The sequence below is a fragment of the Streptomyces coacervatus genome (assembly GCF_029223485.1).
Lineage (GTDB): Bacteria > Actinomycetota > Actinomycetes > Streptomycetales > Streptomycetaceae > Streptomyces > Streptomyces coacervatus.
Genome location: NZ_JARHTP010000034.1, coordinates 1 through 22,992, shown reverse-complemented (window position 1 = coordinate 22,992; position 22,992 = coordinate 1). Strand labels below are relative to the sequence as shown.

The following is a 22,992-nucleotide window of genomic DNA, read 5'->3' as shown; positions in this document are numbered from 1 at the left end:
GCGTCACGAACCGGGGTGACGGCATACATACTGATCGTCTCCGCCCGAACGGACTCCAGGGAACGAGTGGACCGCGTGGATCTCATCCCCCCGCCAGCCGGTGACGACGCCGACGCATACGCGGCCGCACCGCTCCTCAACTGTCTGCTGCGCGAGGTCGCGGAGCCCGTCGCGCGGTCCGGCGCACACCGGACGTACCGGCTGCCCGGCGTGGACCGTCTGCTGCGCGTCCGCGGCGAACGGCGGCCCACCGGGCCCGAGGTGTACGCGGCGGGTCACTGGCACCACATCGGCCACACCGAACTCGTCAAGCTCGTCGCCGAGGAACTGCGCCGCCACACGGGCCTCTCCAACCACGAACTCCCCGCCGAGATGATCGACAGCCGCGACGCGGTGGCCGCGCTGCTCGCCGCACGCGCGCGCGTGACGGTGCCCGAGGACCCGTACCAGCGCTCCGAGCAGTCCCTCATCACCGGGCACCCGTACCACCCCGCCCCCAAGGCGCGCGGCAGCGGCCCGATCGCCGGCTGGCTGCCGTACGCCCCGGAGGCGCACGCCCGTTTCCCGCTGGTGCTGCTCGGTGTGCGCGAGGACACGGTCGTCGAGGAGGGTGACACCTCCGCGCTCGACGCCCTCGGCGAGGCCCCGCCCGGCTACCGGCTGCTGCCTGCCCACCCCTGGCAGCTGGACCTGGTGGACCTCGCGCCCGCCTTCGCCGACGGCCGCCTGGTCCGGCTGGGCACCACCGCCTTCGAGGCCTGGCCCACGGCCGCGATCCGCACCCTCTACGCCCCCGGACGCGACCTGTTCCTGAAGTTCAGCCTCGATGTGCGCATCACCAACGACATCCGTCGGCTATGGCGCCACGACCTGCTGAAACTCCGCCGGACGGACGGGGCTGCGGCCGCCGCCTTCGCCGCGATCGACGGCCCGGCCGCCTGGCTCAGCGACCGCAGCTACCGCACCGCCGACTTCGCCTTCGAGGAGCTCGCCGTCCTCGTCCGCGACGGACTGCGCGGCCATCTGCTGCCCGGCGCGACCCCGCTGCTCGCCGCGGGCCTGGTGGAGGGGTTCGCGGGCAGCCCGCTCGACCGGACCTCCGATCCGGCGGCCTGGTGGGAGGCGTATCTGAGGGCCGTGGTCCCTCCTGCCCTGTCGGTCTTCGCCGACCACGGCGTCGTACTCGAAGCACATCTGCAGAACACGCTGGTCGCGGTCGACGCCGACGGCACCCCGGTGCAGGCGCTGTTCCGGGACGCGGAGGGCGTGAAGCTGCTGCCGGAGGTGGACCGGGCGGCCGGCTGGGAGCGGCTCGTCTACTGCCTGGTCGTCAACCACCTCACCGAGGTCGCCGGTGCCCTGGCCGAACGCCATCCCGGGCTCGACCCCTGGCCCGCCGTACGCCGCGAACTCTCCCGCCACGACCTCCCCGAGACCGCCGCCCTGCTCACCTCGCCGACCCTCCCCGGCAAGACGAACCTGCTGCTGCGCTGGACGGGCGCGGACGGCGCGGACGCCCGCTATCTGCCGCTGCCGAACCCCCTCGCAGGTCGGACGCGCTCGTAGCAGCCGTCGAGGCCGCCCTGGGCCCGCTTGTTCTTCGGGAACTTGCCTATTACAGCCATGGGTTGTTTCTCCCTGTTCACAGGGCCGTATGCGGGCTGCGTCCGTGCGCGAGGGGTCTCCACAGGGGAATCGCAGGGTTTGCGGGTGCGGGAGAACGCGGGCCTTAGGGGCTGTCGCGGGTGCGGTGATGGCCTAGATGTGGAGGTATCGAGAACACCGCGCGTCCGCCTTGGGCGGCGAGGCGCCTTCGCCGTGCGCAGCCGGCGCCGTCGAATGGGGGAGAAGTGATTGAGTTGGCATCTTTCGTGAGAAAAGTGGCTCCGCTGGAGTGGGCCTTTCTCGGCATCGAGCCCGGGCTGAGGGTGATGCAGCACCTCGTCGAGGGCGACGGGACGATCTCGCCGATGCGGCTGACGGCGGCGGTCGCCGCAGCGGCCCGCGTGCATCGCGGGGTCCGGCTGATCCGGCACGAGGACCGCTGGGTGGACAGCGGCGTGGCTCCCCTCGTACGCGTGCTTGAGGCCGACTCCCTCGACCCGGCACGGCTCGACGCTCCGGCGCTGCGCGCGCCCTTCGACGAACTGACCGCGACCTGCGAGGTGCTGCTGGTGCCAGGCAGCCCATCCACCGTGGTGTTCCGTGCCGACCACGCCGTGATGGACGGCCGCGGCCTGCTGATGTGGGCGCGCGATGTCTTCCGTGCGCTGCGCGGCGAGGACCCGATGGGCGCGCCCGACGACGACGGCATCGAGGAGTTGCTGCGGCGGCTGCACCCGGACGGCGAGCCGCCCCGCGCCGGCGACCGCGGCCTGTCGTTCCGCTCGCTGCTCGGTCCCCGACCACGGGAACAAGAAGGTCTGTTGTGGCGCCGCCGCACCGTCGACGGCACCCATCTCGCGGCCACTTCCAAGGTGGCGGCGGCCGTCGCGGCCGCCCATGGCCCGGGCCGGTTCCACATCCCGGTGGATCTGCGCCGTCACCTGCCGGACCTGCGGTCCACCGCCGCCCTCTCCCACGCCGTCGATCTGGAGGTGGAGGCGGGTGACGGCTGGGAGCAGGTGCAGAGCCGGCTGCTGGCCGCCCTGGCGGACCACCGTGACCTGGCGGGCGGAACCGATCCGGCGATCATGGAGCTGCCGCTGCCGATGCTGCGCGAGGGCATCGCTCACCTCGACCGCACCGCCGCCGACGCGGACCGGTACAGCGGACGGGCCTGCGTCTCGCACCTGGGCACCGTCGACCCCGACGACTTCAGCGCCGACGGCTTCCGGGCCACCGCGGTCTACGCGCTGGGCGGCATGACTCCCGGCGGCCCGCCCGAGATCGGCCTCGTGGAACTTCCCGGACGCACGGAGATCACCGTGAGCTGGTACGACGGCCCGGACGTCGCAGCCCGGGCCGACGCGCTGCTGGACACCGTCGAGGAAGCGCTCTCGCCCCGGGCGAACCGCCGTTGGGCCGGCAACCGCCTCGGGCAGCCGCTGCCCGGCGAGGAGTCGGTGGTACGGCTCTTCCGTGAGCAGGTCGAGCGCACCCCGCACCGCACCGCACTGAGCGGCCCGGAGGGCGAGGTCAGCTACCTGGAACTCAGCCGTCGCGCCGACGCGGTCGCGGCCGAGTTGCGCCGCCTGGGCGCGGGACCCGGCACCGTGGTCGGGCTGCTGGCCGGCCGCACCGTGGCGTCGATCGCCGGACTGTGGGGCGTCCTGAGGGCGGGGGCCTGCTATCTCCCGCTGGACGTACGCCACCCGGACAGGCGGCTGTCGGAGCTGCTGACGGACGCGGGCAGCACCCTGTGCCTGGTCGAGGCCCCCCATCAGGAGCGCAACTGCTTCCCGGCCGGCTGCCGCATGCTGCCGCTGGACGCCCTCGCCGCGGACGGTGCCCCGGCGGACGACCCGCGGCCGGATGACGCGGAGACCCACCCCGGCGACCTCGCCTACGTCATCTACACCTCGGGATCGACCGGCCGGCCCAAGGGGGTGCAGATCGAGCACCGCAATCTGCTCAACTACGTGCACTGGGCCACCCGCGAGTTCGACATCGACGCCGACACCTGCATGCCGCTGCTCACCTCCCCCTCCTTCGACGTCTCCGGCACCTCCGTCTTCCTGCCGCTGCTGACGGGCGGCGAGGTGGTGCTGATGCGGGACGACCCCCAACACCTCTCGCTGCGCCGCCTGCTGACCGGGACGCGGGCCAACGCGCTGAACCTGACCCCCTCCCACCTCGACCTGATCGGCGGGCTGGACATCGCGCCGGACGGTTACCGCAGTGTGGTCGTGGTGGGTGAGCAGCTGCGCGTGGAAGTGGCCGCCAGGGCGCAGGAGATGTTCGGGCCGAAGTGCCGGATCATCAATCTGTACGGGCCGACCGAGGCCACCATCGGCTGCACCGCGCACACCTACGACGAGGAGACCGACGCCGAGGGGACGGTCGTCCCCATCGGCCTGCCCGCGGACAACACCACGGTGTTCCTGCTCGACGCCGAGCGGCGGTTCGTCGCCCCCGGCGAGGTGGGCGAGATGTATCTCGGCGGTGCCCAGCTGGCCCGCGGTTACCTCGGCCGGCCCGACCTCGACCGGGAACGCTTCCCTCGTCTGGCCGACGGCACTCGCGTCTACCGCACCGGCGACCTGGCCCGCGTTCTGCCGTCAGGAGAGCTGCAGTTCGTCGGGCGCATCGACGACCAGATCAAGATACGCGGTCATCGGGTGGAGCCGGCCGAGGTGGCGCGGGCGCTGGAGGAGCACCCGGCGGTGGACCGGGCCGTGGTGGTACCGCGAGCGGCGATCGGCCACAACAGCAAGGCGCTGTACGGCTACGTGCTGGTGAACAGAGCGGTCGGCACGCGGGAGCTGACGGCGCATCTGGCCGAGCGGCTGCCCGCCCACATGGTTCCCGCGGCCCTGGTCGTGGTCCCCGAACTGCCGTACACGGTCAGCGGCAAGGTGGACGTACGGGCCCTGCCGGACCCGGCCGGGAGCGAGCCCGACGGCAGAGTGCACGGCGCCCCGCGCGCGGCCTTCTTCGCCGACCCGCTCGCGGAGGCGGTGGCCGGAACATGGGCGCGCACGCTCGGGGTTGAGCGGTCCCGGCTGGACGGGCAGTGCGACTTCCACCGACTGGGCGGTGACTCGTTGTCGCTCCTGGCGATGCTCGCCGGGGTGGGCCGCGAACTGCTCGACACCGCCGCCGAGGAGGCCTTCATGGCCCGGCTGCCCGACATTCTCCGGGAACCGACGCTGGAACGCGTCACCGCGCTGGTCCGGCAGGCGTGCATCGAGGCGACAGGGGTGTGAGTAACGCTACACCGAATACGGGTCGGAAAATGGAACCCCCAGTTGCCGCAGTGCCCCGTTCGATACCCGTGGAGCGCGGCCCCAAACCTAGGGGTACCCCCTAGATCAAGCGTTCTGCTAGACATGGATTGGTCGAAGCGACGGCAGGAAGCGCCGGAAAGGATTCGGCAGCGATGACTGTGTTCGAGACCGACACAAAAGGGTCGGCCTCGTCGCTGACAGGCAATCTCAGGAAAGAGTTTTGGTGCAGTGGGTGAATTCCAGGACCCCAGCCGTTGGATACGTCGCTTCCATCCCGCTGCGGACAGCGGAGTGCGTCTCGTCTGCCTCCCGCACGCCGGCGGGTCGGCACCCTTCTATTTCCCGATGTCGCGTGCGCTGAGTCCCGAGGTGGATGTCGTCTCGGTGCAGTACCCGGGACGACAGGACCGCCGCATGGATCCGGCGATCGAGGACATCGGTGAATACGCGGACGCGATCGCGGCCGAGATCAAGCCATGGCTGGACCGCCCGGTGGCGCTGTTCGGGCACAGCATGGGAGCGGTGCTCGCTTTCGAGGTGACCAGGCGTCTGGAACGGGACCTCGGCTTCGTGCCTCTCGCCGTGTTCGCCTCGGGCCGCCGGGCCCCTTCGCGGTACCGCGACGAGAACGTCCACCGGCGTGACGACGACGGAGTCGTCGAGGAGATGCGGCTGCTGAGCGGAACGGACGCGCAGATCCTCGGCGACGAGGAGATCCTGCGGATGGTGCTGCCCGCGATCCGCAGCGACTACACCGCGATCGAGAACTACCGCGCCGCTCCCGGGCTCACGGTGAGCGCCCCGATCACCGTGCTGACCGGCGACAACGACCCCAGGACCAGCCTGGAGGAAGCCGAGGCATGGCGGGGTCACACCACCGGGGCGTTCGACCTGCATGTGTTCTCGGGCGGTCATTTCTTCCTGGCGAACCACCAGGACGAGATCCTGAAGATCGTCTCGGAAGCGCTCAGCACCTCCCTTCCCGGGCTTCCCGGTGGGAGCGCTTCCATTGCCTGACCCGGGGGGGCCTCGCTGACCAGCGGTCCCCCCGGCTGTGATCAGGCTCGCGATGCCCGATCCGATCGCATTCCGCCGCCCGAGAAGTCACCGGCTCTTCAGTACACGCACCTGCCGCGTCCCGCCCCACCCAGCAATTCGGGCGGAAAGCGGTTTCCGGGGGATAAAAATGACCTTGTCATCGAAATTGGTCGAACGAGAGAGTCACCTGAGCGCACTGCGCGAGCAGTTGCACAGCGCCGGCACCGGACGGGGCCGCGTCGCCCTGCTCAGCGGTCCGGTCGCCAGTGGCAAGACCGAACTTATGCAAGCGTTTACTGAGCAGGCGATCGATGAGGGCGCAATACTGCTCGACGCGACGGCTTCCCGCATAGAAAGCGCTTTGCCCTTTGGAATCCTGAGAAAGATTTTCGACCACACCTCGGTGGCTCCCGAAGTCCGCGCCGAGGCGCTGCGGCTGATGGACGAGGCGGCGCACGAAACGAGCCAGCGAGACCGAATGCGGCCCATGCCCTATGCCGCCTGGGCCCTTCTGCAACTCTCCCACGAACATCCGATCGTCATCGCGATCGACGATGTCCACTGCACCGACGAAGAATCTTCGCAATTTCTCCTCTATCTGGCCCGGCGAATACGGCAGGCGCGCATCCTGATAGTGCTCACCGAGGCCACCCGGCTGCGCCAGGAACAACTCGTGTTCCACGCCGAACTGCTGCGCCAGCCGCACTGCAGCCGCATCCACATCGGCATGCTGTCCCCGCAGGGCACCGCGGCCGTCATCGCCGGCCACTTCGTTCCCGCGCTGGCCGCCCGGCTGGCTCCGGAGTTCCACGCCAAGACCGGCGGCAACCCGCTGCTGCTGCGTGCGTTGCTGGAGGACTGCCAGGGTGCCGCCGATCGCAACGAACCCTTCCAGCGCGTCGTACCGGCCGACAAGTACGCCCAGGCCGTGCGGGATTGTCTGCACCGCGGCGAGCCGGACATGCTGACCCTCGCCCGGGGTGTCGCCGTGCTCGGCGACGCCGGCTCGCCCACCCTGCTCGGCCAGGTGCTCGGCATCCGGGCCCAGCAGGCGGAACAGGGTGTGCAGGACCTCGTACGGTGCGCTGTGCTCAACGGCCAGACCTTCCGCGATCCGTCGGCCCGCGCCGCCGTTCTGGAGGTCACGCCGCCCGAAACCCTCGCCTCGCTGCACCAGCGCGCCGCGGCCCTCCTGCACCGCGACGGCGCCTCGGCCCTGGAGGTGGCCCAGCACCTGCTGTGCGGTCGGCAGGACGTCGACTCCGGCATGATCTCCGTCCTGCAGGAGGCGGCCGAGTACGCGCTGATCGACGACGACATCGAGGTGGCGCTGCGCTGTCTGGAACTGGCCCACCAGGCATGCCGGGACCGCGAGACGCAGACGTCGATCAAGGCTCGGCTCGTCAGTCTGGTGTGGCGGCTCAATCCCGCAGCCGCCGAGGCCCATCTGCCGCAGCTGACAGCCGAACTCGTCTCGGGGCGGCTGCCCGGCGGCGACCTCGCCACGTCGGTGTCCTACCTCGGATGGTCCGGACGGCTCGGCGAGGCGAGTGACGTGGTGCACGCCCTGTCCCAGAGACCCGAGCAGCTGCCCGCGCGCCAGGCGGCCGCCCTGGAGTCCGCGCGCCGCTGGCTGACGATGATCAACCCCTCGCTGGAACCGGTTCTCCGGGAAGCCGAACCGCACCGGGACCCGGCACCCGGTGGCCGCGGCACCGTCGAGGACGCCCACGCCCTGGCCGCCTCGGCCATCTCCGCCGCACTGACCGGCACCCTCGGCGACAACGCTGTCGCCGAAGCCCAGCGCCTGCTGCAGCGCCACCGCATCAGCGACAACTCCCTGCAGCCGCTGGTCTTCTCGCTCCTGGCGCTCATCTACGCCGACCGCACCGATGTGGCGCTGGCCTGGTGCGACCGGCTGCTCGGCGAGTGCTCCACGCGGCGCGCGCCCGGCTGGCAGGCGCTGCTGTCCGCGGTACGGGGCGACATCGCGCTGCGCCAGGGCGACCTCCCCGGTGCCGCGCACCACGCCCGCGCCGCCCTGTCGCTGATCTCGCTGCAGAGCTGGGGCATCGGCATCGCGCTCCCGCTCAGCACGCTGATCCAGGCGGAAGTCGGCATGGGCCGGCACGACGAGGCCGTGGCCCTGCTGGAGCAGCCCGTTCCCGAAGCGCTGTTCGACACCCTGCTGGGCCTGCAGTACATCCGCGCCCGGGGCCGCTGCCATCTGGCCACCGGCCGCTACCACGCCGCCGTGGAGAACTTCCTGACCTGCGGCAGGCTGATGGAGAAGTGGGGGATCGACGCCCCGGAACTCGTGCCCTGGCGCGTCGACGCCGCCGAGGCGTGGCTGGCCCTCGGCGAGCCCGAGCGAGCCCGTGCCCTGGCCGAGCGGCAGCCGCGCCGCGGCGGTGCGGCCCCCAGCCGTACCCGCGGCGCCCAACTCCTCGTCCTGGCCCGCACCGTGGAGGTCAAGCGCCGACTGCAGCTGCTCAACGAGGCCGTGGAGATCCTGGAGAACAGCGACGACCGACTGCACCTGGCCGCCGCACTGGGCGAACTGGGCAACAGCTACCGGTCGCTCGGTGACTTCAACCGGGCCCGGCTGCTGGTCCGCAAGGCGTGGCACGTGGCCAAGGCCTGCGGCGCGGAACCGCTGTGCCAGGAGCTGATGCCGGGCGACGCCGACGCCGATCCGGCCGGCGGCCAGGGCGGTGACCTGTCCCGCGAGGCCGAGGCCCTCACCGAGGCCGAGTCGCGCGTCGCCGTCCTCGCCGCACACGGGCACACCAACCGGGAGATCGCCACCAAGCTCTATGTCACGGTGAGCACCGTGGAGCAGCATCTGACGCGCATCTACCGGAAGTTGAACGTAAAACGGCGCCGTGACCTGCCGTCCAAGCTCTCCGACAGCAGTCTCGCCGGTATCGCCTGACCCCCGCCCGGCCACGCGGCCATCGCACGTTCCAGGACCTCGCCGCCGTCACAACAACCCGCGCTCCAACGCGGTGATGGCGGCGGCGGTCCGGTCGGTCACGTCCAGCTTCCGGTAGGCCCGCAGCAGGTGGGTCTTCACGGTCGCCTCGCCGATGAACAGCTTCCGCCCGATCTCCGCGTTCGTCAGTCCCTGGCTGACCAGGCGCAGCACCTCGCACTCGCGCTCCGACAGCTGCGGGACGTCCACCGTCCGGGCCCGTACCAGCTTGCCCGCCAGCGACGGTGTCAGCACGGTCTCACCCCGGGCGGCGGCCAGCACCGCGTTGATCAGCTCCGCCCGGCTGCTGCCCTTGAGTAGATACCCGGCGGCACCCGCCTCCACCGCGCGCAGGATGTCCGCGTCACTCTCGTACGTGGTGACGATGACGACCTTGGTGCGCGGGCACCCGCGTCGGATGTGCCCGGTGGCCGCCACCCCGTCCATGTCGCCCATCCGCAGGTCCAGCAGCACGATGTCGGGTTCCAGCCGGGCCGCGAGCGCCACCGCCTCCTCCCCGGAGCCGGCCTGACCGACGACGGTGATGCCGTCCGCGGATTCCAGGATGGCGCACAGCCCCTCCCGTACCACCGGATGATCGTCGGCGAGCAGGACCCGCAGACCGTCCCCTGCCGCCGGCTCCGTGTGGTTCGTCATCTTCTTGCCGTCCGCCTTCTCATCGCTCATCGGCGAGCTCCTCGGCAGCCGCCAACGGGACCGTCACCTCGATGGCCGTGCCCCGGCCGGGCCGGCTTCTGACGGTTGCCTCCCCGTTGATCTCCTGCACCCGTGCCCGCATGCCGCTCAACCCGAAACCCTTGTCGTCCAGGCGCACTTCGAAACCCTCACCGTCGTCACGGACCAGCAGCCCCACGGTGTCCGGCGCATAGCGCAGAACCACGTCCACGCACCGGGCCCGCGAAGCGTGCTTGCGCACATTCGCGAAGGCCTCCTGCACCGTGCGCAGCAGGACCACGCCGACCGCCATCGGCAGCGGCACCTCCGGACCCTCCACCCGGCACCGCACCGTCAGCCCGGTCTGCGCCATCAGGTTGTCCGCCTGCCGCTGGACCGCCTGCACAAGCGAACTCTCGCGCAGCGAGGGAGGCGTCAGCGCGGCAACGAACTCCCTCGCCTCCACCAGACTGTCCTTCGCCACCCGCCCGGCCAGCTCCAGATGCCTGCAGGCCAGTTCGGGCAACTCGGCCACCTCCGACTCCGCGGCCTGCACCAGAGAGATGATGCTGGTCAGTCCTTGAGCCAGCGTGTCGTGGATCTCCCGGGCCAGCCGCTCGCGCTCCGCGGCGACCCCCGCCTCGCGGGACAGCTGCGCCAACTGCTCACGGCTCTGCCGCAACTCCTCGATCAGCTGGGCGCGTTCCCTGCTCTGCCGCACCACCCGGGTGATCCACTGCCCCTGCAACACCGACAGCGCGATACCCAGGAGCGAGATGGGCAGCACCGCGCCGATCTGCCCGCCGGTCAGCCACACCACCGTCACCGGCACCAGGTTGGCCAGCAGCACCACCGCGATCGCCGGGGTGGTGGACAGCGCCATCATCAGCATGGGCACCACGGCGAACAACGCGAAGGACGCGGCGATGTCGCACGCGGTGGCAACCGTGAACAGCAGGAACAGACCGACCCCGAAGACCACATTGCGCGGGCCGAAGGTCCGCTGGCCCGTGTTGTGCACCATCAGGCCACGGCCCAGCGCCGCGTACCACGGCACGCCCAGCGTCAGGGCGCCGATCGCGACGGCCCGGAGGGTCTGGTCACCGCTGATGGTGAACAGCAGCACGGTGGTCACGGCGTAGCTGACGGCGAAGTAGCCGTCCCACAGGGCGAACCACCTGTTGCTCGCCTCGGGTGGTCGGCCGCCGCGTCGCTCCGCCGCGTTCACCTGGGTGTGAGTGTGCACAGCACAAGTCGTACCACCTGTGGCCCCGCGCCGTGTCCACCGGTCGGCGGACAGCCGGTTCAACCGGTCGGTCGTCCCGGCGACACACCACCCGAGCCTACGTTGGATGCAACGGCGCAGGCAGACGAGCGCCACCACGAAAGGCCAGACCTCACATGAGCCCGTTCCTCACTGCGCTCATCGCCAGCGCGACGATCCTCACCATCATTCTCGCCACCGACCTGGGGCGCAGGAAAGTCACCAACATGCGCCTGCTGCGCTCGCTCCTCGCGGTCGCCATCGTCATCGCGCTGTTCGTGCACTCGCTGCCGACGGCCGGGAACGACGTCTCGCTGCAGCTCGCGGGTATCGGACTCGGCGCCATCTGCGGCCTGATCGCCGGAGCCCTCCTCCCCGCCCACCGCGAGGCCTCGGGCGAGATCTACACCCGCGGAGGCATCGGATACGCTGTGCTCTGGATCGTCCTGTCCAGCAGCCGTGTGCTGTTCGCCTACGGCACGGAACACTGGTTCCCCGCGGGCATCATCAAGTTCAGCATCGACTACAAGCTGAGCGGGCAGGACGTCTACGCCAACGCCTTCGTGTTCATGTCGCTCGCCATGGTGCTGGCCCGCACCGGAGTCCTGCTGGCCCGTCGCCGCAGGCTGAACGCAGAGGGCGCCGAAACCACCGTCCCCAGCCGGTACGAGCAGCGCGCCGACACCGCCGCGTAACGACCGGCAGCCCCTCCCGGAGTGGAAGCAGAAAGACATGGATGACGTGAGGCTCCGGCCGCCGCGCAATCGCGTAGAGCGCCGAGCCATCGCCTGGTGGACCACGCAGTCGTCCATCTTCGCACTGCCCCTGCCGATCGTGTTCGCGGTGCTCTACCTCTTCATCCCGCCGGCCCGCACCTGGTTCGGCTGGTGCCTGGCGGCGACGCTGATACCCGGACTGGCCTACATGGCGGTCATGCCGGCCTGGCGCTACCGGGTGCACCGCTGGGAGACCACCGAAGAAGCCGTCTACGCGGCGTCGGGCTGGCTGTGGCAGCGCTGGCGCGTGGTCCCGCTCGCCCGGGTCCAGACCGTCGACATCCTCCGCGGACCGATCCAGCAGATGTTCGGACTGTCCGGCTTGACGGTGACCACCGCCTCCAGCGCCGGAGCGGTGAAGATCAAGGGACTCGACCAGCGGACCGCCACGGACGTCGTCGACCACCTCACCAAGTACGCACAGGCCGCGCCCGGAGACGCCACATGACCCAGCAGACCGTGGTGGACCACACGGTGGCCACGGAGCCGGCCGACTCCTGGCAGCGGCTCAACGCCCGCCTGATCCTGGTCCATCTGAGCGTCCTGGCCGCGCCGGTCGCGTCCTGGGCCGGCACCCTGCTGGTCGCCGGCGGGACCTTGAACCTGCAGGCACTGATCACTCTCGGCTCCCTGGCCATCACCGCCCTGGTGGTCACCGGCATCGGTCTGATGCGGTTCCTGACGACCCGTTACCGCATCACCGACGGAAAGATCGAACTGCGCTCGGGGCTGCTCTTCCGCAGCCACCGCTCCGTCCGGCTCGACCGGATCCGCGGCGTCGACCTGACCGCCAACCCGGTCCACCGCCTGTTCGGACTCACCTCGGTCCGGATCGGCACCGGCGACCAGACCTCGGCCTCCAGCCGACGGCTCTCCCTCGACGGCGTCAGCCGGGCACAGGGCGCCGAACTGAGGCAACGGCTGCTCAGCCGCCGCGACGCGGTGCGCGGACCCGTCGCCGACGAGCACGACGCGACCATTGCCGACCTGGACTGGTCCTGGATCCGCTACGCGCCCCTGACCGTCTGGGGCGTCGGCAGTGTCCTGCTCGGCGTCGGCACCGTCTACCGCACGCTGCACGAGATGCGCATCGACCCGCTCGAACTCGGCTTCGTCAAGGACATCGAGCACCGCTACGGGTCCGTCCCGCTGTGGTTCGGAATCCTGGTCACCGTGCTGATCCTCGTCGTCATCGGCGTGATCTGCTCCACCGCCACCTTCACCGAGGGCTGGTACGGATACCGTCTGGAGCGCGAGGAACCCGGCACCCTCCGGGTGCGGCGCGGACTGCTCGTCACCCGGTCCGTCAGCATCGAGGAACGCCGGCTGCGCGGAGTGGAGCTGGGCGAGACCATGCTGCTGCGCTGGGCGGGCGGCGCCCGGCTCAACGCCGTCGCCAGCGGCCTGGGCGACCGGGACGAGAACAGCAAACGGCGGATGCTCACACCCCCGGCACCGCGCGCCGAGGCACTCCGGGTCGCCGCCGACGTACTCGGCGAGACCGAGTCACCCACCGAGGTCACCCGTCTCCAGCCGCATCCACGCGTCGCCCTGCGCCGCCGCGTCAATCGCGGGCTGACCGTCACGGCGCTGATCACCGCCGTACCCGCCGTGCTCGGCGCGCTGCTGTGGACACCGCTGCTCTACGTGGCCGCGGCCTGCGCGGTGCTGCTCCTCCCGGTCACCGCAGTGCTCGCCCTCGACGCCTACCGCGCCCTCGGCCACGGCCTGAACGACCGCTACCTGGTGACCCGGTACGGCACCTTCTCGCGCCGCACGGTCGCTCTGCAGCGCGAGGCGATCATCGGCTGGAGCGTCTCCCGCTCCTTCTTCCAGCGGCGCGCCGGCCTGCTCACCCTGGGAGCCGCCACGGAGGCAGGCGACCACTGCTACAAGGTGCGCGACGTGGCCGTGCCGGAAGGGCTCAGCCTCGCCGAAGAGGCCGTACCCGGACTGCTCGCGCCCTTCCTGGAGCGACAGCCCGCCGCCCGGCGCGGCCACCGGCGCCGCTGACCCCACAGACCAACTGTCCCATCCCCCGGGAACCGGAGGGGCGACTCCCCCGTCGCCCCTCCGCTTCCGTTTTCCGCAGGACTCAGCCGGCGGCCAGTTCCTCCAGCCGCGGCACCACGAGCGCGGGAGTGGGCATGCCCTCGATCTCCTCCCGCACCTCCGCCGCGACCGCTCGCATCTTGTCGTCCGCCACCAGCTGCCGCAGCAACTGCGCGTCGATGTCCTCGGCCTGGGCACTGATGCCCGCGCCGCGGTCGTGCACCGCGGCCGCGTTGACGAAGCGGTCCGCGCCGTCCGGCAGGACGATCTGCGGCACACCGGCGTTCAGCGCAGCCAGCGTGGTCCCCGAGCCGCCGTGGTGCACCGCGCCGACACAGGTGCGCAGCAGCATCGTCAGCGGCACCCAGCCCACCACCCGCACATTCGCGGGCAGTTCACCGAGCGCAGTGGTGTCGACGTCACCGAGGGCCAGCACGAACTCCGCGTCCACCGGCTCGGCCGCCGCCAGCAGCCGCTGGACCGGACCCAGCCCCGTGACATGGACCGACGCCGTACCGAGAGTGACACCGATGCGCGGCCGCTCCGGCCGCCGCAGCACCCAGTCCGGCAGCACCGCACCGCTGTTGTACGGCACCGGCCGCATCGACCAGCCGTCCGGCTCGGGTTCCACCATGCTCGGCGGTGCGATGTCCAGGGTCGTCACCCGCTCGGGCACCCCGTCCACACCGTGTCGGCGCATGGTCTCGCCGAGCTGGGCGACGGTCATCGCACGGATGTCCGCCCCGCGCGCGAAGCCGAAGTTGTGCTGCACGGCGGGCACACCCAGCTTGCGGGCGGCGATCAGCGCCGAGACGAAGATCTGCTCGTAGACCACCAGATCGGGGCGGAACGCCTCCGCGGTGCGTACGATCGCGTCGGTCAGATGGTCGTTGAGGTGGGCGAACAGCTGGATGCCGGCGATCGGATCCGGACCCTCCGGGTTCCGCACCCGCGTCAGCAGGTCCGGAACCGTCTCCTGGAAGAAGCACTCCATGTCCAGGCCCGGGGCGACATCCGCCACGTGCAGACCGGCGTTGGCCGCTTCCAGACCGGTGCACCCGGTCGCGACCAGCACCTCGTGACCGGCCGCACGCAGGGCCCAGGCAAGCGGAACCGTCGGGAAGACATGGCCGATGGCCGGATAGGCGACGAACAGGACGCGCATGAGCACGCGCTCCCTTCTGACTGATGAATTGCAGTCGTATTCTTGACTTTTCGTCCTTGTCGAGCGCATTCTCGACGGGGTCCGAGGAAGCCGTCAAGGCAACGGAAATACCTCAGGAACACCCTCGTCGCCGATCATCGCGAAACGCAGGGAACTCCCATTGCGTACCGACGCGGAACCCCTTGTCCGGCACCCAAAGATAGGGGTTCATAGGGGGTTTGGAGGGGTTTCTCGCGCACCCCACCCATGGCAGGCTCTGAAATAGTCGTTGGATTCTGTCTGTCAGGGTAATGGAGCGCGTTGATGAGTGGATCCCAGGATTTCACGCCCGAGCACAGCGACGTGATGAAGGACCTGGGTCCGAACGGCGCGCCGGACCGGACGACCGAGGACCGGCCGTCCTGGCGGGAGCGGCTCACCGGCCTGTCCGAGGCCGAGCAGGAACAGCAGCTGACCGACTGGGTCGTCACCCTCGTGCGGGCCGCCCTGCGGGACAACGCCCCGCAGGCCCTCGATCCCCACCGCCCCTTCCTCGACCTGGGCTTCGACTCGCTCGCCGCCGTCGACCTGCACAGCAGGCTCACCGCGGCCACCGGCCTGAAGCTGCCGGTCACCCTCGCGTTCGACCACCCCACACCGGCCGCCCTGGCCCGCCTGCTGCGCACCGAGATCCTCGGTCTGACCCCGCAGCCCGCCGAAGCCGGCATCCACCCCGTCGGTGCCGCGGACGACGAGCCCGTCGCCATCGTGGGAATCGGCTGCCGCTACCCCGGGAACGTGCACTCGCCCGAGGATCTGTGGCGGCTGGCGCTCTCCGGCACCGACGCGATTTCCGAATTCCCCGTCGGGCGCGGCTGGGATATTTCCGGCCTGTACGACCCCGACCCCGACAACCCCGGCACCAGCTATGCCCGCGAAGGCGGATTCCTGCACGACGCCGACCGGTTCGACCCCGGATTCTTCGGTATATCCCCGCGCGAGGCACTCGCCATGGACCCCCAGCAGCGACTGCTGCTGGAAACCTCCTGGGAGGCGTTCGAACGCGCCGGAATCGACCCCGGCGAATTCCGCGGCCGGCCGGCAGGTGTCTTCGTCGGCGCCGAGAACCAGGATTACGGCCCCCGCCTCCACGAGGCCGAAGAAGGCATCGAGGGCTATCTGGTCACCGGCAACGCGGCGAGCGTCGCCTCCGGCCGCATCGCCTACACCTTCGGTTTCGAGGGTCCCACCGTCACCGTCGACACCGCCTGCTCCTCCTCCCTGGCCGCCCTGCACCTCGCCGTCCAGGCACTGCGCAGCGGAGAGTGCTCCATCGCCCTCGCCGGCGGCGTGGCCGTCATGGCCAACCCCGGCTCCTTCATCGCCTTCAGCCGGCAGCGCGGCCTCGCCCCCGACGGCCGCTGCAAGCCCTTCGCCGCGGCCGCCGACGGCACCGCCTGGGGCGAAGGCGTCGGCATGCTCCTGGTCGAGCGGCTCTCCGACGCCCGCCGCAACGGCCACCCCGTGCTGGCGGTCGTCCGCGGATCGGCCATCAACCAGGACGGCGCGAGCAATGGCCTGACCGCTCCCAACGGTCCCTCTCAACAGCGCGTCATCCGCCAGGCCTTGGCCAACGCCGGGCTCTCCACGGCGGACGTCGACGTGGTCGAGGCGCACGGAACGGGCACCCGGCTGGGTGACCCGATCGAGGCGCAGGCGCTTCTGGCCACCTACGGCCAGGAGCGCGGCGAGGACACGCCGCTGCTGCTGGGCTCGATCAAGTCGAACATCGGCCACACGCAGGCGGCGGCCGGCGTGGCCGGTGTGATCAAGATGGTGATGGCGATGCGGCACGGCGTGCTGCCGGGCACGCTGCACATCGACGAGCCGACCCCGCACGTGGATTGGTCGGCGGGTGCGGTGGAGCTGCTGACCGAGGCCCAGGACTGGCCGGAGTCCGGCCGCCCGCGCCGGGCAGGCGTCTCCTCCTTCGGAATGAGCGGCACCAACGCCCACACCATCATCGAAGAGCCGCCGGCGATCGCCGAGGCGGAGGGCGACGAGACTCCGTCGGTCCGTGTCCCCTCCGTGGTGCCGTGGGTGCTGTCCGCCAAGGACGCGGGTGCGCTGCGGGATCAGGCCGGCCGTCTGCGTGCGCAGCTGCTGGCCGACGAGGATGTGGACCTGGTCGACGTGGGTTACTCGCTCGCCACCGGCCGTGCTGCCTTCGACGAGCGTGCGGTGCTGGTGGCCGGTGATCGCGAGGAGCTCCTGCGGCAGTTGGGCGCCCTCGCGAGTGCCGACTCGTCCGCCTCGTCCGCCGGCACGATCACGGGATCACGCGCCGGCGGCAAACTGGCGTTCCTGTTCACAGGGCAGGGCAGCCAGCGGCTGGGGATGGGCCGGGAGCTGTACGAGGAGTACCCGGTCTTCGCCGAAGCGCTGGACGACGCGCTCTGGTACCTGGACGAGCAGCTCGAACGCCCCCTGGCCGACGTGCTGTTCGCCGAACCGGGCTCGGCCGAGGCCGGGCTGATCGACGACACCGCGTATACGCAGCCTGCGTTGTTCGCGGTGGAGGTGGCGCTGTTCCGGCTGGTGGAGTCGTGGGGTGTGCGGCCGGACTTCGTGTCGGGCCATTCGATCGGTGAGATCGCGGCGGCGCATTGTGCGGGGGTGCTGTCGCTGGAGGATGCGTGCACGCTGGTGGCGGCGCGTGGTCGGCTGATGCAGGAGCTGCCGTCCGGTGGGGCGATGGTGGCGGTGCAGGCGACCGAGGACGAGGTGGCGCCGTATCTGACGGATGTGGTGAGCATCGCGGCCGTCAACGGGCCGACGTCGGTGGTGGTCTCGGGTGACGAGGACGTCGTACTGGAGATTGCGGCCCGCTTCGAGGAGCTGGGCCGTAAGACGAAGCGTCTGACGGTCAGTCACGCCTTCCACTCCCCGCACATGGACGGCATGCTCGCGGAGTTCCGGCGCATCGCGCAGGTGCTTGAGTTCCAGGCACCCCGCATTCCGCTCGTCTCGAACCTCACCGGTTCTGTGGCGGGTGTCGAGGAGGTCTGTTCGCCGGAGTTCTGGGTGCGGCATGTGCGGGAGGCTGTGCGGTTCCTGGACGGTGTGCGGGTGCTGGAGGCCGAGGGCGTCACGACGTTTGTCGAGCTGGGTCCGGACGGTGTGCTGTCGGCGATGGCACAGGACTGTGTGACGGGGGACGGGTATGTGTTCGCGCCTGTGCTGCGCGCGAGCCGTCCTGAGGTGGAAGCGGTTGTTTCGGCTGTTGCCCGGGCTCAGGTCAGGGGCTTTGGCGTGAACTGGGGGGCGTATTTCGCGGGGACGGGTGCGCGCCGGGTGGAGTTGCCGACGTATGCGTTCCAGCGGGAGCGGTTCTGGCTGGAGGTTCCGGCTGTTCCTGTTGCGGGTTCGGTGGTTGCGGGTGATGCGGGTTCGGTGGATGCGCGTTTTTGGGAGGCGGTGGAGCAGGGGGATGTGGGGTCGCTGGCTTCCGAGTTGGAGGTTGGTGCTGAGCAGCCGTTGAGTGAGGTTGTGCCGGCGTTGTCGGCGTGGCGTCGGCAGGTGCGTGAGCGGTCGGTGGTGGATGGCTGGCGTTACCGGGTGGTGTGGAGGCCGGTGTCCGGGCGTGCGGCTGGTGTCGTGTCCGGTACGTGGCTGGTGGTTGTTCCGGCCGGGGGCGTGGACGCTGGTCTGTCCGGGGCGGTTGCCGGGGCGTTGTCGGCGCGGGGTGTGGATGTGTGCACCGTGACGTTGCCGGCGGGGCTGGGGCGGCATGAGGTAGCCGAGGTGCTGCGGTCAGCTGTGTCTTCGGGTGCGGGTGTCTCGGGTGTCTCGGGTGTGCTGTCGTTGCTGGCGTTGGACGAGTCGGCTGGTGTGTCGGTGTCTGCGGTGTTGGTGCAGGCGTTGGGTGATGCGGGCATTGATGCCCGGTTGTGGTGTGTGACGCGGGGTGCTGTGTCGACGGGTCGTTCGGACCGGTTGGGCAGTGCGGTGCAGGCCGGTGTGTGGGGTCTGGGCCGGGTGGCGGCGTTGGAGGTGCCGGGGCGTTGGGGCGGTCTGGTGGATCTGCCGCGGGGTGTGGTGGATGAGCGTGCGTGGGGTCGGTTTGCGGATGTGCTGGCCGGTGTGGGCGGTGAGGATCAGGTCGCGGTGCGGGCGTCCGGGGTCTTTGCGCGTCGGCTGGTTCGGGTGTCCTCGTCGTCGGGTGTGGTGCCGGGTGGGGGGTGGATGCCGGGTGGCACGGTGCTGGTGACGGGTGGTACGGGTGCGTTGGGTGCCCGGGTGGCGCGGTGGCTGGTGGCGGGTGGTGCTGAGCATGTGGTGCTGACCAGTCGGCGGGGTGTGCAGGCGCCGGGTGCGGCCGAGCTGGAGGCGGAGCTCGTTGCGGCGGGCGCGCGGGTGACGATCGCCGCGTGTGATGTGGCGGACCGTGAGGCGCTGGCCGGGCTGCTGGAGCCGCTGCGTGCCGGGCTGACGGCGGTGTTCCACACCGCGGGTGTGCTTGACGATGGTGTGCTGGATGCGCTGACCCCGGAGCGGTTCGAGCGCGTGTGGCGGGCCAAGGCCGACTCGGCGCGTCATCTGCATGAGCTGACGCGTGATCTGGATCTGTCGGCGTTTGTGCTGTTCTCGTCTGTGGCCGGTGTGCTGGGTGCTGCGGGGCAGGCCAATTACGCTGCTGCGAACGCGTTCTTGGATGCGTTGGCGGGGGAGCGGTGTGGTTTGGGGCTGCCGGCGGTGTCGGTGGCGTGGGGGCCGTGGGCTGATGGCGGGATGGTGGCGGAGGGGGTTCTGGAGCGGCGGTTGCGGCGTGAGGGTATGCCGCCGATGGATCCGCGGTTGGCGATGCGGGCGTTGGAGCAGGCTGTCGGTCTGGGCGAGCTGGGTGATCCGGCGCTGTGTGTGGTGGATCTGGACTGGGAGCGATTCGCGTCCGGCTTCACCGCCGTACGCCCCAGCACACTCCTCGACGAACTGACCGAGGCGCGAAAGACCTCGCAGACCTCGGGCAACCCCCGCGTCGTCACCGACGCCAACGAGGCCACCACCGTCACCGAGCGGCTGATGGGCCTCACCGGGCCGGAGCAGCACCGCGAACTGCTGGAGCTGGTGCGTGCCCAGGTCGCGGCCGTGCTCGGGCACAGTGGTGCGGATGCCGTCCTGGGCGACCGTGCGTTCCGGGAGCTGGGCTTCGACTCCCTCACCGCTGTGGAGCTGCGCAACCGTCTGGGCGTCGTTACTGGGCTGAGCCTGCCGACCACCCTGGTCTACGACTACCCCACGGCCTCCGCACTCGCCGCCCACCTGCGCGACGAACTCCTCGGGCAGGAGGCCGCGGTGGGCACCCCGGCCCCGACCGCCGTCGCCACGGACACCGACGACCCGATCGCGATCGTCGCGATGAGCTGCCGCTTCCCCGGCGGTGTCAGGTCACCGGAGGACCTCTGGCACCTCGTGACCGACGGCCGCGACGCCATCTCCGGCTTCCCGACCGACCGCGGCTGGAACCTGGAACGCCTCGCCGACCCCGACCCCGAACGGCAGGGCACCTCCTACACCCGTGCGGGCGGCTTCCTCGACGACGCCGACCGGTTCGACGCAGCCTTCTTCGGCATCAGCCCGCGTGAAGCGCTGGCGATGGACCCGCAGCAGCGGCTGCTGCTGGAGACCTCCTGGGAGGTCTGCGAACGCGCCGGGATCGACCCCACCACGGTGCGCGGCAGCCGCACCGGCGTGTTCGTCGGCACCAACGGACAGGACTACGCGTCCCTGATCGCCGCCCCGCCCAAGGGCATCGAGGGTCACCTCGGCACCGGTAACGCGGCGAGCGTGGTCTCCGGACGGATCTCCTATGTCTTCGGGCTCGAAGGCCCCGCGGTGACCGTCGACACCGCCTGCTCCTCCTCGCTCGTCGCCCTGCACCTGGCGGTGCAGGCGCTGCGCAGCGGCGAGTGCACGCTGGCGCTGGCCGGCGGTGTCACCGTCATGTCCACCCCCGATGCGTTCGTGGACTTCAGCCTGCAGCGTGGTCTTGCGGCCGACGGCCGGGTGAAGGCGTTCGCGGCGGGTGCGGACGGCACCGGCTGGGGCGAGGGTGTGGGCATGCTCCTGGTGGAGCGGCTGTCCGACGCCCGTAGGAACGGCCACCCCGTGCTGGCCGTGGTCCGCGGTACGGCCATCAACCAGGATGGTGCGAGCAATGGTCTGACGGCGCCGAATGGTCCGTCGCAGCAGCGGGTGATCCGTCAGGCGCTGGCGAGTGCCGGGCTGTCGGCCGCCGATGTGGATGCGGTGGAGGCGCACGGTACGGGTACGACGCTGGGTGATCCGATCGAGGCGCAGGCGTTGCTGGCGACCTACGGTCAGGAGCGCGGCGAGGACCGGCCGTTGTGGCTGGGCTCGATCAAGTCGAACATCGGTCACACGCAGGCCGCGGCCGGTGTCGCGGGCATCATCAAGATGGTGCTGGCGATGCGGCACGGTGTGCTGCCGCAGACCCTGCATGTCGATGAGCCGACCCCGCATGTCGACTGGGCGGCGGGCGCGGTCGAGCTGCTGACCGAGGCCCGTCAGTGGCCGGAGACCGATCGCCCGCGCCGGGCAGGTGTCTCCTCGTTCGGCCTGAGCGGCACGAACGCCCACACCATCATCGAGCAGGCTCCCGAGCCGGAGACCGAGGCGGTCCCGGACGGCACTCACCACCTTCCGGTACTGCCCTACGTGCTGTCGGCCAAGGACACCGGCGCCCTCCGCGCCCAGGCCGGCCGGCTGCATGCCCTCGCCCATGAGAACGCCACGCTTCGTGGCACCGACCTCGCCTATTCCCTGGCGACGGGTCGTGCCGGGTTGGAGCAGCGGGTGGTTGTGGTCGCGGGTGATCGTGAGGGGTTGCTGGCGGGTCTGGATGCGGTGGCTGGTGAGGGGGGTGCTGCCGGGGTTGTGGCTGGTGTGCCGCGGCCGGGTGGGGTGGCGTTCCTGTTCACCGGTCAGGGCAGTCAGCGGCTGGGGATGGGCCGGGAGCTGTACGACGCCTATCCGGTGTTCGCGGATGCGCTGGACGCGGTGTGCGCCCATCTTGACCGTCACCTCGGGGTGCCGCTTCTCGATGTGCTGTTCGGGGGCGATGCGGAGCTGATTGACCAGACGGCGTATACGCAGCCTGCGTTGTTTGCGGTCGAGGTGGCGCTGTTCCGGCTGCTTGAGTCGTGGGGTGTGCGGCCGGACTTCGTCTCCGGCCACTCCATTGGTGAGATCGCGGCCGTGCATTGTGCGGGTGTGCTGTCGCTGGAGGATGCGTGCACGCTGGTGGCTGCGCGTGGCCGGTTGATGCAGGAGCTGCCGTCCGGTGGGGCGATGGTGGCGGTGCAGGCGGCCGAGGACGAGGTGGCGCCGTATCTGACGGACGTCGTGAGCATCGCGGCGGTCAACGGCCCGACCTCGGTGGTGGTTTCCGGTGACGAGGACGTCGTACTGGAGATTGCGGCCCGTTTCGAGGGGCAGGGCCGTAAGTCGAAGCGTCTGACGGTCAGTCATGCGTTCCACTCGCCGCACATGGACGGGATGCTGGAGGCGTTCCGCGAGGTTGTCGAGGGTCTGTCGTACGAGGCTCCGCGGATCCCGGTGGTTTCCAACCTGACCGGTGCTCTCGCGGCTGCGGAGGAGATTACCGACGCCGGTTTCTGGGTGCGGCATGTGCGGGAGGCTGTGCGGTTCCTGGATGGTGTGCGGGTGTTGGAGGGCGAGGGTGTCACGACCTTCGTGGAGCTCGGGCCCGACGGTGTCCTGTCCGCCATGGCGCAGGAGTGTGTCTCGGGTGGCGCGCCGGTCTGCGCTCCGTTGATGCGTCGCGGTCGCGACGAGGCAGGGACACTCGTCGCGGCGCTGGCCCAGGCATACGTGGCGGGCGTGGACGTCGAATGGGAGGCGTTCTTCGCCGGGACTCGCGCTCGTCGGGTGGAGCTGCCCACCTATCCCTTCCAGGGCGAGCGTTACTGGCCCGGACCGGAAGCACTCGTCGGCGGCGATCTCGAGGCCGTCGGTCTGGGTGTTGCGGGTCATCCGTTGTTGGGTGCTGCGGTGGCGTTGGCGGACAGTGATGGGTTTTTGTTCACGGGTGTGTTGTCTGCGGGTGTGCAGGGGTGGCTTGCGGATCATGTGGTGCT

The 22,992-nt window shown here is 70.5% G+C and carries 11 protein-coding genes; 8 read left to right on the top strand and 3 right to left on the bottom strand.

Annotation, left to right across the window (positions count from 1 at the left end):
- The first annotated feature begins 66 nt into the window (after positions 1 to 66).
- The 4 genes from P2Q00_RS47975 (at position 67) to P2Q00_RS47960 (ending at position 8,862) form a co-directional block, all read left to right on the top strand.
- Complete coding sequence (locus P2Q00_RS47975; protein ID WP_275781337.1) at positions 67 to 1,566, top strand: IucA/IucC family protein; 1,500 nt, start codon at positions 67 to 69, stop codon at positions 1,564 to 1,566.
- Positions 1,567 to 1,880: 314 nt separating this feature from the next.
- Positions 1,881 to 4,868 carry a non-ribosomal peptide synthetase gene (locus P2Q00_RS47970; RefSeq protein WP_275781257.1) on the top strand — a complete coding sequence of 996 codons (2,988 nt, stop codon included), beginning with the start codon at positions 1,881 to 1,883 and terminating at the stop codon, positions 4,866 to 4,868.
- Positions 4,869 to 5,117: 249 nt separating this feature from the next.
- Entirely contained in the window at positions 5,118 to 5,906 is a 789-nt protein-coding gene (locus P2Q00_RS47965; protein ID WP_275781255.1) for a thioesterase II family protein, read from the top strand.
- A gap of 169 nt (positions 5,907 to 6,075) precedes the next feature.
- The gene (locus P2Q00_RS47960; RefSeq protein ID WP_275781254.1) at positions 6,076 to 8,862 is read left to right on the top strand and encodes a helix-turn-helix transcriptional regulator; all 2,787 of its coding nucleotides are present in this window, start codon (positions 6,076 to 6,078) and stop codon (positions 8,860 to 8,862) included.
- Between the two features lie 48 nt (positions 8,863 to 8,910).
- Here the strand turns inward: P2Q00_RS47960 and P2Q00_RS47955 are convergent, their stop codons facing one another.
- Complete coding sequence (locus P2Q00_RS47955; RefSeq protein ID WP_275781336.1) at positions 8,911 to 9,558, bottom strand: response regulator; 648 nt, start codon at positions 9,556 to 9,558, stop codon at positions 8,911 to 8,913.
- A 19-nt stretch (positions 9,559 to 9,577) separates the two neighbouring features.
- On the bottom strand, positions 9,578 to 10,822 hold the full coding sequence (locus P2Q00_RS47950) for a sensor histidine kinase (protein ID WP_275781253.1): 1,245 nt from the start codon (positions 10,820 to 10,822) through the stop codon (positions 9,578 to 9,580).
- Between the two features lie 155 nt (positions 10,823 to 10,977).
- Between P2Q00_RS47950 and P2Q00_RS47945 the strand changes: the two genes are divergently transcribed.
- The 3 genes from P2Q00_RS47945 to P2Q00_RS47935 are packed head-to-tail and all read left to right on the top strand — an operon-like array spanning position 10,978 to position 13,629.
- Positions 10,978 to 11,535: a hypothetical protein gene (locus P2Q00_RS47945; protein ID WP_275781252.1), complete on the top strand. Its 558-nt coding sequence runs from the start codon at positions 10,978 to 10,980 to the stop codon at positions 11,533 to 11,535.
- A 37-nt stretch (positions 11,536 to 11,572) separates the two neighbouring features.
- Complete coding sequence (locus P2Q00_RS47940) at positions 11,573 to 12,064, top strand: PH domain-containing protein (protein WP_275781251.1); 492 nt, start codon at positions 11,573 to 11,575, stop codon at positions 12,062 to 12,064.
- Positions 12,061 to 13,629 (top strand): PH domain-containing protein, encoded by a 1,569-nt coding sequence (locus P2Q00_RS47935; protein WP_275781249.1) that lies wholly within the window; start codon positions 12,061 to 12,063, stop codon positions 13,627 to 13,629. The genes P2Q00_RS47940 and P2Q00_RS47935 overlap by 4 nt, the downstream gene beginning before the upstream one ends.
- Positions 13,630 to 13,711: 82 nt before the next feature.
- On the opposite strand, the gene P2Q00_RS47930 is transcribed toward P2Q00_RS47935, so the two are convergent.
- Complete coding sequence (locus P2Q00_RS47930) at positions 13,712 to 14,833, bottom strand: nucleotide disphospho-sugar-binding domain-containing protein (RefSeq protein ID WP_275781248.1); 1,122 nt, start codon at positions 14,831 to 14,833, stop codon at positions 13,712 to 13,714.
- 300 nt (positions 14,834 to 15,133) lie between these two features.
- Here P2Q00_RS47930 and P2Q00_RS47925 point away from each other — a divergent pair.
- On the top strand, positions 15,134 to 22,992 hold a 7,859-nt coding region (locus P2Q00_RS47925; protein WP_439145910.1), incomplete at its 3' end, for a type I polyketide synthase.